This window comes from Allobosea sp. LC85, from assembly GCF_000735605.1.
Lineage (GTDB): Bacteria > Pseudomonadota > Alphaproteobacteria > Rhizobiales > Beijerinckiaceae > Allobosea.
This window is the reverse complement of the sequence record NZ_JPKG01000006.1, coordinates 399,257-411,928: the sequence shown is the minus strand read 5'-3', so window position 1 is coordinate 411,928 and position 12,672 is coordinate 399,257. Positions and strand designations below refer to the sequence as shown.

Sequence of the window (12,672 nt, the reverse complement as noted above, 5' to 3'; positions counted from 1 at the left end):
CGCGCCGGGCGCGCTGAACGTGAAAGGAGAACGTCGCTGCCGTGCCGAGGGTTCCGAAGCGGCGATCGACCCTCATAGTTTAGAGCATGCCTTATGCGAAAAACCGTTGCCACTTTTTCGCAGCATGCTCTGGCGTATGAAGGGCTTATTCGACCTTGACGCCGACTTCTCGGATCAGGTCGCCCCATTTCCTCATTTCGACCTGAAGGAAGGCGCCGAGCTCTGCCGGCGTGTTGCCGACGGGTTCGGCTGCCAGAAGGTCCATCTTGGCCCGAAGCGCCGGATCGGCGAGGCCGGCTTTGGTGTCGGCATGGATCTTGTCGATGACGGCTTGCGGCGTCTTTGCCGGGGCAAAGAGCGCGAACCAGGACGAGACATCGAAGCCCGGAACGACGTCCGCGATCGGCGCGAATTCCGGAGCAGCCGCCGAGCGCTTGGCCGTGGTGATGCCGAGGCCGCGGATCGAGCCCGAGCGGACATGTGGCAGCGCCTGGGTGATATTGTCGAAGATCAGGTCGATCCGCCCGCCAATCAGGTCCTGTGTTGCCTGCGCGGTTCCGCGATAGGGCACATGAACCATCTTGGTGCCGGTGAGCTTCTGGAACAATTCGCCGGAGAGATGCACGGAAGTCCCGACGCCGGATGAGGCATAGGTCAGCTTGCCGGGATTGGCCTTGGCGTAGGCAACGAGTTCGGCGGTGTCCTTGACCGGGAGATCCTTGTTGACGACCAGCAAATTGGGCACCAGCGCAACCATGGTGATCGGTGCGAGATCCTTGGCCGGGTCGTAGTTCAGCTTGGCGTAGAGATACTGGTTCGTTGCCATGCCGACCGAGACGATCAGGAAGGTGTCGCCGTTCGGCTCCGCCTTGGCGACGACATCGGTGCCGATATTGCCGCCGGCACCGGGCCGGTTCTCGACGACGATGTTCGTGCCCCATGTCTGGCCGAGCTTGTCGGCGACGAGGCGCCCAAGCACATCCGTTGCCCCCGCTGGCGGGAAGGGCACCACGAGCTTCAGCGTCCGGCCCTGCGGCCAGGAGCCCTGCGCGAGGCTCGCGCTACCCGGCAGAGCCAGGCTCGCGCCAAGCCCCCCAAGCAGCGCGCGGCGGTCGATCGTGGCGTCCGTCATCAGCGTCATCTCCTCACCTGGGCGCGCGATCTTCTTCTGGGCGGAGGGGCCCGATCGCTGCGTGGCCAAGGCTGCAACCTCGCGTAGTCGTTGTCCATACTTGGCTCTTGTGACCTTTCTCGTGCTTGACCTGATCCCGAAAACCCGGCGTTCTCGGGCAATGCATCGTCCGAATCGTCCGCTCCTGGCCTTGTCCGCCTTGCTCCTGGCCGCGCTGACTGCGCCGGCGGTGCACGCGCAGTCGACTGCGGAGGAGGAGGCCAAGCGCCGGACGGCCAATATCGCGGCCTTTCCGGAGGCGGCGCGCGCCCTGTTCGGGCAGAAGACGACGCCGGCCAGCATGCAGGCGCGTGCCATCGGCTCCTACGCCAGGGGGTGCCTCGCCGGTGCGACGGCCCTGCCGATCGACGGTGAGAGCTGGCAGGTGATGCGGCTGGCCCGGAACCGCAATTGGGGTCACCCCGCGCTGATTTCCTATCTGGAGACGCTCGCGGGGAATGTGCCCAGGATCAACGGCTGGCCAGGCCTGCTGGTTGGCGACATCTCCCAGCCGCGCGGCGGGCCGATGTTGACCGGCCATGCTTCTCATCAGATCGGCCTCGATGCCGATGTCTGGCTCACGCCGATGCCGAAGCAGCGCCTCGACGGCGACGCACGCGAGAACATGTCGGCCGTGAACATGGCGCGGGCAGACTGGCGCGATGTCGACCCGAAGAACTGGACGCCGGCCCATACCAAGCTGATCAAGTCCGTCGCCGCCGAGCCGCGCGTCGAGCGCATCTTCGTCAATCCCGCGCTCAAGGTCGCATTGTGCCGCGAGGCCGGTGCGGATCGCTCCTGGCTCGAGAAGGTGAGGCCGATGTGGGGCCATAACTACCATTTCCATATCCGGCTGAGCTGTCCGGCGGGAATGGAGGGTTGCTCCGGCCAGGAACCGCCGAATTTCGGCGACGGCTGCGGCGCCGAACTGACCGGCTGGGTCGAGCGGCAATATAACGCGATCTTCAATCCGCCCAAGCCGCGCCCGGGGCCAAAGCCCAAACCGAAGCCGCCGATGTCCCTCGACGCACTGCCGGCTGAATGCCGGCAGGTGCTGGTCGCGCGCTGACGCTGCTCTCAGTAGCGCTGGCTGCCGCCCGCTTGCCGGCCATAGGCAAAGGGATCGTTGCGTGGCGAGATCTGCGGCCGTGCCTGCTCCTCGCCCTGCATGTCCATCACACCGTTGCCCTCGTCATCGCCGACGATCAACTCTTCGGTCGGGGGGACCGAGCCCGGCAGCATCAGCGGGCCTTGCGCTGCGCTCGGTGGCGTCTCCGCTCGGTAGCGTGGCGGGTTGAGCGGTTGCTCGTCGAGATAGCGCCGCTGCGCATCGAGGCTCCGGCCGCCCTGATGGTTTGCGACGGGGTAGCCGCCATGGACCGCGCCGGGGGGGCGCAAGCCGTCGCTGGGCTGCCGCAACATGCTGCCTGAGGCGCCTGCCACCATGGGCGGAAGGTTGTCGCGCACGGGCCTCTGCGCGGTCGTGTAGGTGCGTGCCGGGTCCGGCGGCGGCAGGTTGTAGTTCGGGGTGTATTTGATCACCGGCTTGCAGATCTGCCGGCCCTTGGCGTGGCGTGCCAGATCGATGTGGAAGTGATCGTAGTGGAACATGTCCGCACCCGGCCCGAGCACGGTCGAAAAGTGCTGGCAGGCGCCGACGAAAACCTCCCGCAGGAAGGCCTGCTCTTCAGGCGAGCCGTGCCAGCCGTCCTTGACGGTGATGTTGCGTCCGTCATTCAGCCGGAAGGAGAACACGTCGACGGCATTGCCGAAGGCATGCTCCGATGTGCGGCTGGTGCCGGTGCCGTTGTTCATCGCCCGGCAGGAATAGGAGCCGGCCCTGAGCTCGATCACCTGGGCGCCGAGGACGTTCTGCGCCGCTGGTTGCACCACTTCGGCCAGCCACTTGTCGGTGGTGGCGACGATGGGGCAACCCAGCGTGGCGTTGCTGGTGAGGTGAATCGAGCCGCCCGAGAAGGCGGAGACACGGAGTGGCCTGGTCATGCCGCAGGTGCCCGGCCCGTCGATCGGCTTCTCGCGCAGACTGACATAGGATGAGAGCGGAACCTGGCGGGATGCCATGCAGGCGGCTTCCGCCTGGTCGCGCCAGGCGGCACGCTGTGCTTTCTGGAACTTGCCGCAGCCGGCAAGACCAGTGGCGCCGATGACGCCGAGCGCGAAGAGGGCGAGATGAACGCGTCGCATGACCGTTCAAATGCGACCCGTTTGGTGAACGGTTTCTCAACCCGGTGAGCCCCGTACGCCACAGGCGGATTAACTTTGGCGCGGCGGTTAACGAGTGGTTAGCGGCTAAATCCTGCCTGACCTAAGGCCATCCAGCGCATCGGCGCCATGCGCCAAGGGTGACCTCCGGCAGTATCGCGGCGCGCTGAAATCATGCCAGCATCGGCCCTAAGCATCGACCCTAAGCATCGGCCCGAAAAGTGGATTGCGGTTTTCGGGAAAGCCGATGCAAACACAGATGCTTGGATCATCGGTCCGATGATCCAAAGCCGGCCTTCCAGGGATCTTGCATGCTGTCCGTTCGCGCCATTGCCCATCAGGTTTCCAGCGGCGCTGTGAGCGCGGCTGACGCGCTGGCCGATTGCGTCACGCGCATCGCCGCCAGGGAGCCGGACATTCGCGCCTTCGCAAGCCGGTCCGAACGGCTGGAGCCCGGCTCCGGCCCGCTCGCGGGCATTGCATGCGGTGTCAAGGACATCATCGACACCGCCGATCTGCCGACCGGCATGGGTTCCCCGATCTATGATGGCTGGCAGCCGCGTGCCGACGCCCCGATCGTCATGGCGCTCAAGGCCGCCGGAGCGACGGTGGCAGGCAAGACCCACACCACCGCTTTCGCCTTCCTCGACCCGGCGCCGACGCGCAATCCGCATGATCTCACCGCGAGCCCGGGAGGGTCGTCGGCAGGTTCGGCGGCGGCGGTCGCAGCCGGCATGATCCCTTTGGCGATCGGCACGCAGACCGGTGGCTCGGTCATTCGTCCGTCGTCCTATTGCGGTGTCGCGGGCATCAAGCCCTCCTATGCGTTGCTGCCGACCGTCGGCATCAAGCCCTTCTCCTGGTCGCTCGACACCGCTGGGTTGATGGCAGCGAGCGCCGACGATCTGGGCTTTGCACTCGCCGCCCTGACGGGCCGGCCTGAACTGGACGCTGACGCGGCGAGGTTGGAGGGTTTGCGGATCGGCGTGACGCGCCAGCCCTTTGCCGGGGAGCCGGAGGCGGGTTCCGAATCCGCGCTGGCCGTGGCTCTCGCGCTAGTCGCGAAGGCGGGAGCGACCGTGGTCGAGATCGCGACGCCGCAGGCGTTGGCCGAAGCCTTCCATGCCCATGGCCCACTGCAGGATTTCGAGGCGACGCAGGCACTCGCCTGGGAGTATCGCAACCATCGCGGAGCGCTTCCACCCAAGCTCTCGGCCTATCTCGATGCGGCGGGAACCGTGGCGCCGGTGCGGTATGACGAAGCGCGCGCGCGATCGCGCCGCGGGCGTGATGCCTGCCGTGACGTCTTCGCTGAGGTCGACGTCGTCGTGAGCTATGCCGCACCAGGCGAAGCACCGGATACGCTGGGCTCGACTGGCGATTCCCGCTTCAACCGATTGTGGACTTTGCTCGGTACGCCATGCCTGACGATTCCAGTGACGAGGGGGCGTCGCGGATTGCCGGTGGGGGTTCAGATCATTGGTCGTTTCGGGGCGGATGATCGCGTCATTGCTGTGGCGAAGGCCTTGGAAAGACTTGTCGCTTCAAGCAGATGATCTTCGTTATCCACAAATCAAATCAATGATTTAATGATGTGTTAGGGATACAATAGGCTCTGCCACGCCGTCGTCATGAGCCAGCCCCCTTGCGGCCATCGTCAGTTCTGCTAGCCTTGATGACAGGTCAATGACAAAGGAGGATGCGATGAGCCTCACGCTAAGTCTCGACCGGGTGGCGATGGGCGCGGCCTTCGTGTTCATGATTGCCATCGTGTTGGGGGCGTTCTGACTGCCGTCAGTCTTAAGTCGAATGGACCATAAGAGCGTTTGAAAATGACGCCGCCGAACACGGGTTCGGCGGCGTTTTTCTTGTGCCGGAAAAGGCCGTTCAACTTTCGGGGCAGGGATTTTCCGTGACCCGCCAGGACATCATGTTGATGACCCGGCCGCATTCGGCCAGCCGCCGGCCTTGCGTCGTCTTGATGCAGGCGGTCAGCCCTTCCGCAATCTTCCGGCCATCGCTCCAGCAGAAGCAGAGCGGCTCCGGCGCCTGGGCCAGGCGCGGCGGATCAAGAGCGACAGCCGGTTCCCCCGCTCTCGGTGCGGTGAACGGGGCAAGCGTCAGGATCGTGGCAAGGGTGACGCAGCGCAGCGCGTGCGATGCTGTCTGGCGCGGCCTCCGTGACATCCGGATCATGGCACACTCCTTCGCCGGCCCGCGCACGGGCGATTTGGCGAATGAGCCAACTTAGCACGGCTCACGGCCCCGCATGAAATATTGATTATTGCTTTGGCTCATGAGCTTGGCCGCCTCGGCCTTGCGCAAGGACAGGGGGCGGGCCATATTTCCCTGCAGCGAGCCCAGAGGGGGCTCCGGGAGGAACCATGTCACTGATTTCACTTGCTCGGCGTGGCCGGGTCGTCGCCGTGGTCGCTGGTGCGCTTTTGCTCGTTCCTGTGCTGGCTGAGGCTCGTCCTGGTGGCGGCAAGGGATTCGGCAGCCGCGGCACGCGTACCGATTCGGCTCCGGCCCCGACGAATACGGCGCCGACCGGCGCGCAGCCTTTCCAGCGCAGTGCAGCTCCGACGCCGTCTCCGTCGATGGCCGGTCCGGCCGCGGCGGGTGCTGCCGCCCAAGCGGCGCGTCCGTCACTGGCGCGCAACCTGATGATGGGCGTCGGCGCTGGCCTGCTCGGCGCTGGCCTGTTCGGCCTGCTTTCGGGCTCGGGCTTCTTCAGCGGCCTGGCTTCGCTCGCCGGCATCTTCGGCTTCTTGCTGCAGATCGCGCTGATCGGCGGCTTGATCTTCCTCGCGATGCGCTTCTTCCGTCGCCGGTCCGAACCGCAACTCGCCACCGCTGGCGGACCGATGTCGCGTGAGGCCTCTCAGCCTCAGCAGAATCCGCGCATGTCGGCGATGGGCGGTCTCGGTGGCGGCGCGCCGCGCACGGCTTCCAAGCCGGTCGAGATCACGCTCGCGGGCGAGGATTTCAGCAGCTTCGAGCGGCTGCTCGGCGAAGTGAACACGGCCTATTCGAATGAGAACCAGCAGGTCCTCCGCGAGAAGCTGACGCCCGAAATGGCCGGCTATTTCGCTGATGACATTGCCGAGAACGCGGCCAAGGGGCTGGTCGACCGGGTCTCCGACGTCAAGCTGCTGCAGGGCGATCTGTCGGAAGCCTGGCGCGAGGACGATTTCGAGTACGCAACCGTTGCGATGCGCTTCAGCCTGATCAATGCGCTGACCGAGCGCGCCACCGGGCGCATCGTCGAGGGCAACGCGACCGTCCCGCAGGAGGTCACGGAACACTGGACCTTCGTGCGCTCGCGCGGCGGTGACTGGAAGCTCTCGGGTATCCAGCAGGCCGCCTGAGGCGACAGGCATCATTGACGACGGCCGGGGAGCTTCCCCGGCCGTTTTTCATTTCGCTGCTGTGCGCGGCCGGCCGTGTCGCCTTGTTCGGATATCCTCCCGCAGCGGGCGCCTCAGCCGCGGGACGAAGGCAGAGTGGTTTCGCGGGATGCGGCGATGCTCTATAGCCGCTGCGTCACCGTCCCGACTGATCAGGAGCTTCCCCTCATGAGCGACATGCGTCTCGTCGTTGTCGGCGCCGCCGGGCGCATGGGGCGAATGCTGATCAAGGCGATCACCGAGGCCGAGGGCTGTACCGTTTCGGCGGCGATCGAGCGTCCCGGCTCCGCCGCGCTGGGGCAGGATGCCGGCATTCTGGCGGGGTTGCCGGCACTTGGCGTGCCGGTGAGCGATGACGCGCTGCCGGCCTTCGTCGAAGCCGAGGGGGTGCTGGATTTCACCGCGCCTGACGCCACCGTCGCTTTCGCGGCCCTCGCCGCTCAGGCCCGTATCGCCCATGTCGTCGGGACCACGGGCATGGAGCCGGCCCATCTCGCGAAGCTCGAAGCGGCTGCGCGCCATGCTGCGATCATTCGCTCCGGCAATATGAGCCTCGGCGTGAACCTGCTGGCAGCCCTGGTTCGCAAGGTTTCTGCCACGCTGGGCACTGACTGGGATATCGAGATCGTCGAGATGCATCACCGGATGAAGGTTGATGCGCCATCGGGCACGGCGGTGCTGCTTGGCGAGGCCGCAGCACAGGGACGGGATGTCTCGCTCACGGAGGCCCGGGTCGCCTCGCGCGACGGCCATACCGGCGTCCGTCCGCCGGGTGCGATCGGTTTTGCGGCCCTTCGCGGCGGTACCGTAGTTGGCGACCACAAGGTCATCTTCGCGGGTGCTGGCGAACGGCTGGAACTGGCGCATGTCGCCGAGGACCGCGCCCTGTTCGCGCAAGGCGCAGTCAAGGCTGCGCTTTGGGGCAGGGGGCGCAAGCCTGGCCTCTACTCGATGGCCGACGTCCTCGGCCTCGATACACTGTGACGGCGCGCGCGTGACCAGACTTGCCGTCGCTCCCGGCGTCTTTCATTGGCCGGGCTATCTATCGCCCGAGGCGCAGGCGGCGCTGCTGGCTGAACTGCGCGAGGTTGCCCGGCAGGCACCATTCTTCTCGCCGCGCATGCCAAAGACCGGCAAGCCGTTCTCCGTGCGAATGACCAATTGCGGCTCGCTCGGCTGGGTGTCGGACCTGGCCGGATATCGTTACCAGCCCCAGCATCCGGAGACCGGCGCGCCCTGGCCGCCGATGCCGGCCGTTCTGCAGGACGCCTGGCGCGCGCTCGCCGGCTACCCGCACCCACCCGAGGCCTGCCTGGTCAATTTTTACGAGGCGAGCGCGAAGATGGGCCTGCACCAGGATCGCGACGAGCTGGAGTTCGATGCGCCGGTGCTGTCGCTGTCGCTTGGGGACACGGCCGTCTTCAGGATCGGCAGCACGGAACGCGGCGGCAAGACGCACTCGCTGAAACTAGCCTCGGGCGATGCATTGCTCTTTGGTGGCGAGGCGCGCCTCGCCTATCACGGCATCGACAGGATCCTGGCGGGCTCGTCAGCCCTGCTGCCCCAGGGGGGGCGGATCAATCTGACCTTGCGGCGTGTGACGAAGCCCCGAGGCTGATCAGGCAGAGCCCGAGCCGGGAAGATTCGGGAACGACCAGCCGAGCAGGATCGACCCGGCGCGCAAGCCAAATCCGGCTGCTATGCCCCCGAGCATCACCAAGGGCGGGCTGATGCCGAGGCCGGACAGGAATGCCGTCATGGCTGCACCGGTAGCCGCGGCCGTAACGTAGAAATCCCGGCTCCACAGCACCATCGGCCTGTCGCCGGCAAGGATGTCGCGCAGGATGCCGCCGAAGGAAGCGGTCACAGCTCCCAGCGCCACCGCCGAGAGAACCGGCACGCCGGCCATGAGCGCCTTCTGTGTGCCGACGACCGCGAAAAGGGCAAGCCCGGCGGCATCGGCCCAGACCAGCATGCGCTTGCCCATCCAGCCATCAAGCATGCCAGGGCGAAAATAGGCCGTTGCCCAGGCAGCAAGTGCGACGATGGTGCAGATGATCACGTCTGACGGCGCCTGCACCCAGCCGACGCCGCGATCGAGCACGAGATCGCGCAAGGTGCCGCCGCCGACGCCGGTAACGGTCGCAAGCAGGATGAACCCGAACGGATCCATCCCTTTGCGGACGGCGACCAGCGCTCCCGTCAATGCGAAGACCGCAACGCCGGCGGCCTCCAGCACGGTTCAGTTGCCCGTGCCGGTGTCGCCTTCGGCCTCGGCCGAAGGCGCCTTCGGTGCGCCGGCAGAGACGCCGACCAAGGCCGGCCGCAGCACGCGCTCGCCGATCTTGTAGCCGGTCTGCACGACCTTCGAGACAAGGCCCTTGGCGATGCTGGCGTCGGGCGCCTCGAACATCGCCTGGTGCAGATGCGGGTCGAACTTCTCGCCATGGGGGTCGATGCGACGCACGCCATGGCGTTCCAGTGTCTTCAGCAGTTCGCGCTCGGTAAGTTCGACGCCTTCGACAAGCGCCTTCAGAGCCGCTTCGCCCTCGGTGCGGGCCGTCTCCGGCAGGCTCTCGAGCGCGCGGCGCAGATTGTCTGTCGACCCCAGCAGGTCTCGCGCAAAGCTCGTCACGGCATAGGCCTTGGCGTCCGCAATCTCGCGCTCGGTGCGCCGGCGCAGATTCTCCATGTCGGCCAGCGTGCGCAGCAGCTTGTCCTTGAGGTCATTGCGCTCGGCTTCGATCTGCCCGAGCTGGGCTTCGAGCCCGGACTCGAGCGGGGCCGGCTCGTTCGCCTCCTGGGCGCCCATCTGGGCGGCCATGTCCGGGTTCGGTTCGTCGGTCGCAGGGTTCCGCGTCATCGCCTCATCCAATTCAAATCATGGGGCTGGTCGTCACTCGGGAGCGCGACAGCGTTCGAGGCCGATATCGGCCTTGTGGTCCGTGAAATCAAGCGCGAGTGGGCATGCGCGTCTTCCCGCCTTGCGCCTTCTCGTGGTCAAAAGCGAAAACCTCGAGCAGCGCCTTGCGGATGCTGAGCTGCCGCGCCGTGCCGGTGATCTTGGCGTTGGTCAGGTCGGTCACGTAGAAAACGTCGACGGCCTTCTCGCCGAACGTGGCGATATGGGCCGAGGCGATATTGAGGTTGAGCTTCCCGATCGCGGTGGTGAGATCGTAGAGCAGGCCCGGGCGGTCGAGGCCGGAAACCTCCAGGACGGTGTGCCGGGTCGACAGCACGTTGTCGATGATCACCTCCGGCGCGACCTGGAAGGTGGCGCCGCGCGGTGGCGGTGCGCGGCGCTGCGCCACCAGATCGGCGATCTTGATCTCGCCCTTGAGCGCTCGTTCGATCGCGGCGGCGATGCGGCCGGCCCGGCGTAGCTCGTCATCGTCGCGCTCGAAGGCGCGCGAGATGAAGATCGTGTCGAGCACGAGGCCGTCGGACGTGGTGAAGATCTGTGCATCGACGATATTGCCGCCGGCCGCGGCGCAGGCGCCGGTGACGATGGCGAGCAGACGCGGATGGTCCGGCGCCAGGATGGTCAACTCCGTGATGCCGCGGAACTGGTCGGTCTCGACCAGCGTGGCCGTGGTGCGCCCTTCCGCCTCGGCGTCGCGCAGAAAGCGCGCCTGCTTTTCCTGGCGCGGCAGGTCCACCTTGATCCAGTAGGCCGGGTAATGACGCGCGAGATAGGCCTCGCGTTCCTCCTCGCCCCAGTCGGTCAGCGCCTCCCTGAGCGCGTCCTGCTTCTGTTCGACGCGCGCCCGGCGCTCGATGCCGGAATGGCCGCCGGCCAGCACGATCTCGGTCTCGTAATAGAGCGTGCGCAGGAGTTGGCCCTTCCAGCCATTCCAGACGCCGGGGCCGACCGCCTTGATGTCGGCGACTGTCAGGATGAGGAGGAGTTTCAGCCTTTCCAGGGTCTGTACAGCGGCAGCAAAGCTCTCGATCGTCTTGGGGTCGCCGAGATCGCGGCTCTGGGCGACGGTCGACATATCGAGATGGTGCTGGACCAGCCAGGCGACGGTCTCGGTCTGCGCCTCGCTCAGCCCAAAGCGCGGGCAAAGCTTGCGCGCGATCCGGCCGCCGGCTTCCGAGTGATCTTCCGGCTTGCCCTTGGCGATATCGTGCAGGAACAGCGCGACGTAGAGCGCCCGGCGATTGGTGATTGTCGGGAAGATCGAGTTCGAGAGCGGATGTTCGGCCTCGAGCGCGCCGGCCTCGATTTCGGAGAGAACGCCGATCGACCGGATCAGATGCTCATCGACCGTGTAGTGGTGATACATGTTGAACTGCATCATCGCGACGACGCGCCCGAATTCGGGCACGAAGCGGCCGAGCAGCCCGGACTCGTTCATGCGGCGCAGCACGGCCTCAGGCGAGCGTCGCGAAGTCAGGATATCGAGAAAGATCCGGTTCGCCTCGCGGTCGTTGCGCAGGTGCGGCGTGACCAGCTTGAGCGATTGCGTCACCAGCCGGCTTGCATCCGGATGAATGGCAACATCGTTCCGGCTGGCGATTTCATAGAGCCTGAGCAGGTTGATCGGGTCGCGCTTGAAGGCGTCGCCGTCGACGACGTTGAGCCGCTGGCTCTTCAGCGTGAAGTCGGGGTGGCCGAGGGCGCGCACCTGCCGCCGCTTGGTGAAGGTGCCGAGCAGGCTCGACAGGCTCGCGCGCGGCTTTTGCTGGCGCGCCTCGAGCGCGGCGCAGACGATCGCGGTCAGGTCGCCGACATCCTTCGCCACCAGGAAATAGGCCTTCATGAAGCGCTCGACCGGGGCCTGGCCGCTGCGGCCGGCATAGCTGATCGCCGTCGCCACCTGCCGCTGCAGGTCGAAAGAGAGCCGCTCCTCGGCCCTGCCGGTGATGAAATGCATCCAGCAGCGCACCCGCCAGAGGAACTCCTCCGAACGCTGGAACATCTGCAGTTCCTTGCGGTCGAACAGCCCGGCCGTGACCAGTTCATCGGCGTCGTGGACGCGGTAGGCGTATTTGGCGATCCAGAACAATGTGTTGAGGTCGCGCAAGCCGCCCTTGCCGTCCTTGACGTTGGGCTCGACGAGATAGCGCGATGATCCCGCGCGGCGCACGCGTGCTTCGCGCTCGGCAAGCTTGGCCTCGGTGAAGGCGGGCGCCGAACCTTCGACGACCTCGGCGTCGAAGCGCTGCACCATCTCGTCGAAGAGCGCCCGGTCGCCCGTGAGGAAGCGGGCTTCCAGCAAGGCGGTGCGGATCGTCATGTCGGCGCGCGCTTCGCGGATGCAGTCGTCGACCGAGCGCACGGAGTGGCCGACCTTCAGCTTCAGGTCCCAGAGAGGGTACAGCATCGCCTCGACCACGCTCTCGCCCCAGGCCGTCTGCTTGTGCGGGAACAGGAAGAGCAGGTCGACATCCGATCCGGGAGCCAGCGTGCCGCGACCGTAGCCGCCGACGGCGACGACTGCGATCCGCTCGGAGGAGGACGGGTTCACGGCGGGGTAGAAGTGCTCGCTCGCCGCCACATGCAGGCAGCCGACGATGCCGTCCATCATCGCGGAAAGGCGCTGTGCGCAGGCGAGGCCATTGCGCTCCTCGGTCAGGATCTCCTTGGCTGACGCGTGGCCCTCCTCGAGCGTATGGCGCAGGCACGCGACCAGTTCCTGCCGGAGATCGCCGGCCGATGCCTTGCGCATCTTTCCGGCCAGCCGGGCAACGGCGGCGGCAGGGTTCTCCAGCACGTCGGCAAGGGCGAAGTAAGGGGCATCGGCGCTGATCGACACGGACGGCATGACCTTCGGATATCGCGCAGGACGGCTTCGAACCAAGCCGCTCGTAACATGGTGATGGGATTCTCAGAAACCAGAAATTATACGTAAAAATATGTGT

11 protein-coding genes are annotated in these 12,672 nt (G+C 66.2%); 5 read left to right on the top strand and 6 right to left on the bottom strand.

Annotated features, from left to right (window positions below; translation table 11 throughout):
- Nucleotides 1–145: 145 nt before the first annotated feature.
- Nucleotides 146–1,132 (bottom strand): tripartite tricarboxylate transporter substrate binding protein, encoded by a 987-nt coding sequence (locus FG93_RS02965; RefSeq protein WP_052513334.1) that lies wholly within the window; start codon nt 1,130–1,132, stop codon nt 146–148.
- Nucleotides 1,133–1,292: 160 nt separating this feature from the next.
- Between FG93_RS02965 and mepA the strand changes: the two genes are divergently transcribed.
- Nucleotides 1,293–2,240 carry a penicillin-insensitive murein endopeptidase gene (gene mepA / locus FG93_RS02960; RefSeq protein WP_043231495.1) on the top strand — a complete coding sequence of 316 codons (948 nt, stop codon included), beginning with the start codon at nt 1,293–1,295 and terminating at the stop codon, nt 2,238–2,240.
- Nucleotides 2,241–2,248: 8 nt separating this feature from the next.
- On the opposite strand, the gene FG93_RS30985 is transcribed toward mepA, so the two are convergent.
- On the bottom strand, nt 2,249–3,376 hold the full coding sequence (locus FG93_RS30985) for an extensin family protein (protein WP_052513289.1): 1,128 nt from the start codon (nt 3,374–3,376) through the stop codon (nt 2,249–2,251).
- A 329-nt stretch (nt 3,377–3,705) separates the two neighbouring features.
- Between FG93_RS30985 and FG93_RS02950 the strand changes: the two genes are divergently transcribed.
- Complete coding sequence (locus tag FG93_RS02950; protein WP_043231494.1) at nt 3,706–4,950, top strand: amidase; 1,245 nt, start codon at nt 3,706–3,708, stop codon at nt 4,948–4,950.
- 331 nt (nt 4,951–5,281) lie between these two features.
- On the opposite strand, the gene FG93_RS02945 is transcribed toward FG93_RS02950, so the two are convergent.
- Nucleotides 5,282–5,590, bottom strand: coding sequence for a hypothetical protein (locus FG93_RS02945; RefSeq protein WP_152579271.1), 309 nt, complete (start codon nt 5,588–5,590; stop codon nt 5,282–5,284).
- A 188-nt stretch (nt 5,591–5,778) separates the two neighbouring features.
- Here FG93_RS02945 and FG93_RS02940 point away from each other — a divergent pair, with 188 nt between their 5' ends.
- From FG93_RS02940 to FG93_RS02930, 3 genes are all read left to right on the top strand, one after another.
- Nucleotides 5,779–6,765 carry a TIM44-like domain-containing protein gene (locus FG93_RS02940; protein ID WP_043231491.1) on the top strand — a complete coding sequence of 329 codons (987 nt, stop codon included), beginning with the start codon at nt 5,779–5,781 and terminating at the stop codon, nt 6,763–6,765.
- A gap of 216 nt (nt 6,766–6,981) precedes the next feature.
- On the top strand, nt 6,982–7,788 hold the full coding sequence (gene dapB / locus FG93_RS02935; RefSeq protein WP_043231896.1) for a 4-hydroxy-tetrahydrodipicolinate reductase: 807 nt from the start codon (nt 6,982–6,984) through the stop codon (nt 7,786–7,788).
- Nucleotides 7,789–7,798: 10 nt separating this feature from the next.
- Nucleotides 7,799–8,422: an alpha-ketoglutarate-dependent dioxygenase AlkB gene (locus FG93_RS02930; RefSeq protein WP_043231489.1), complete on the top strand. Its 624-nt coding sequence runs from the start codon at nt 7,799–7,801 to the stop codon at nt 8,420–8,422.
- Here FG93_RS02930 and FG93_RS02925 read toward each other — a convergent pair whose 3' ends face one another.
- From FG93_RS02925 to FG93_RS02915, 3 genes are all read right to left on the bottom strand, one after another.
- Complete coding sequence (locus tag FG93_RS02925; protein ID WP_043231487.1) at nt 8,423–9,043, bottom strand: trimeric intracellular cation channel family protein; 621 nt, start codon at nt 9,041–9,043, stop codon at nt 8,423–8,425.
- Between the two features lie 3 nt (nt 9,044–9,046).
- Nucleotides 9,047–9,667, bottom strand: coding sequence for a nucleotide exchange factor GrpE (gene grpE, locus FG93_RS02920; RefSeq protein ID WP_043231895.1), 621 nt, complete (start codon nt 9,665–9,667; stop codon nt 9,047–9,049).
- Nucleotides 9,668–9,755: 88 nt separating this feature from the next.
- The gene (locus FG93_RS02915; protein WP_052513287.1) at nt 9,756–12,575 is read right to left on the bottom strand and encodes a [protein-PII] uridylyltransferase; all 2,820 of its coding nucleotides are present in this window, start codon (nt 12,573–12,575) and stop codon (nt 9,756–9,758) included.
- Nucleotides 12,576–12,672: the final 97 nt, after the last annotated feature.

Coding starts and splice junctions, on each gene's coding strand:
- FG93_RS02965 (WP_052513334.1), bottom strand. CDS start 1,132: ATGACGGACGCCACGATCGACCGCCGCGCGCTGCTTGGGGGGCTTGGC.
- mepA (WP_043231495.1), top strand. CDS start 1,293: ATGCATCGTCCGAATCGTCCGCTCCTGGCCTTGTCCGCCTTGCTCCTG.
- FG93_RS30985 (WP_052513289.1), bottom strand. CDS start 3,376: ATGCGACGCGTTCATCTCGCCCTCTTCGCGCTCGGCGTCATCGGCGCC.
- FG93_RS02950 (WP_043231494.1), top strand. CDS start 3,706: ATGCTGTCCGTTCGCGCCATTGCCCATCAGGTTTCCAGCGGCGCTGTG.
- FG93_RS02945 (WP_152579271.1), bottom strand. CDS start 5,590: ATGATCCGGATGTCACGGAGGCCGCGCCAGACAGCATCGCACGCGCTG.
- FG93_RS02940 (WP_043231491.1), top strand. CDS start 5,779: ATGTCACTGATTTCACTTGCTCGGCGTGGCCGGGTCGTCGCCGTGGTC.
- dapB (WP_043231896.1), top strand. CDS start 6,982: ATGCGTCTCGTCGTTGTCGGCGCCGCCGGGCGCATGGGGCGAATGCTG.
- grpE (WP_043231895.1), bottom strand. CDS start 9,667: ATGACGCGGAACCCTGCGACCGACGAACCGAACCCGGACATGGCCGCC.
- FG93_RS02915 (WP_052513287.1), bottom strand. CDS start 12,575: ATGCCGTCCGTGTCGATCAGCGCCGATGCCCCTTACTTCGCCCTTGCC.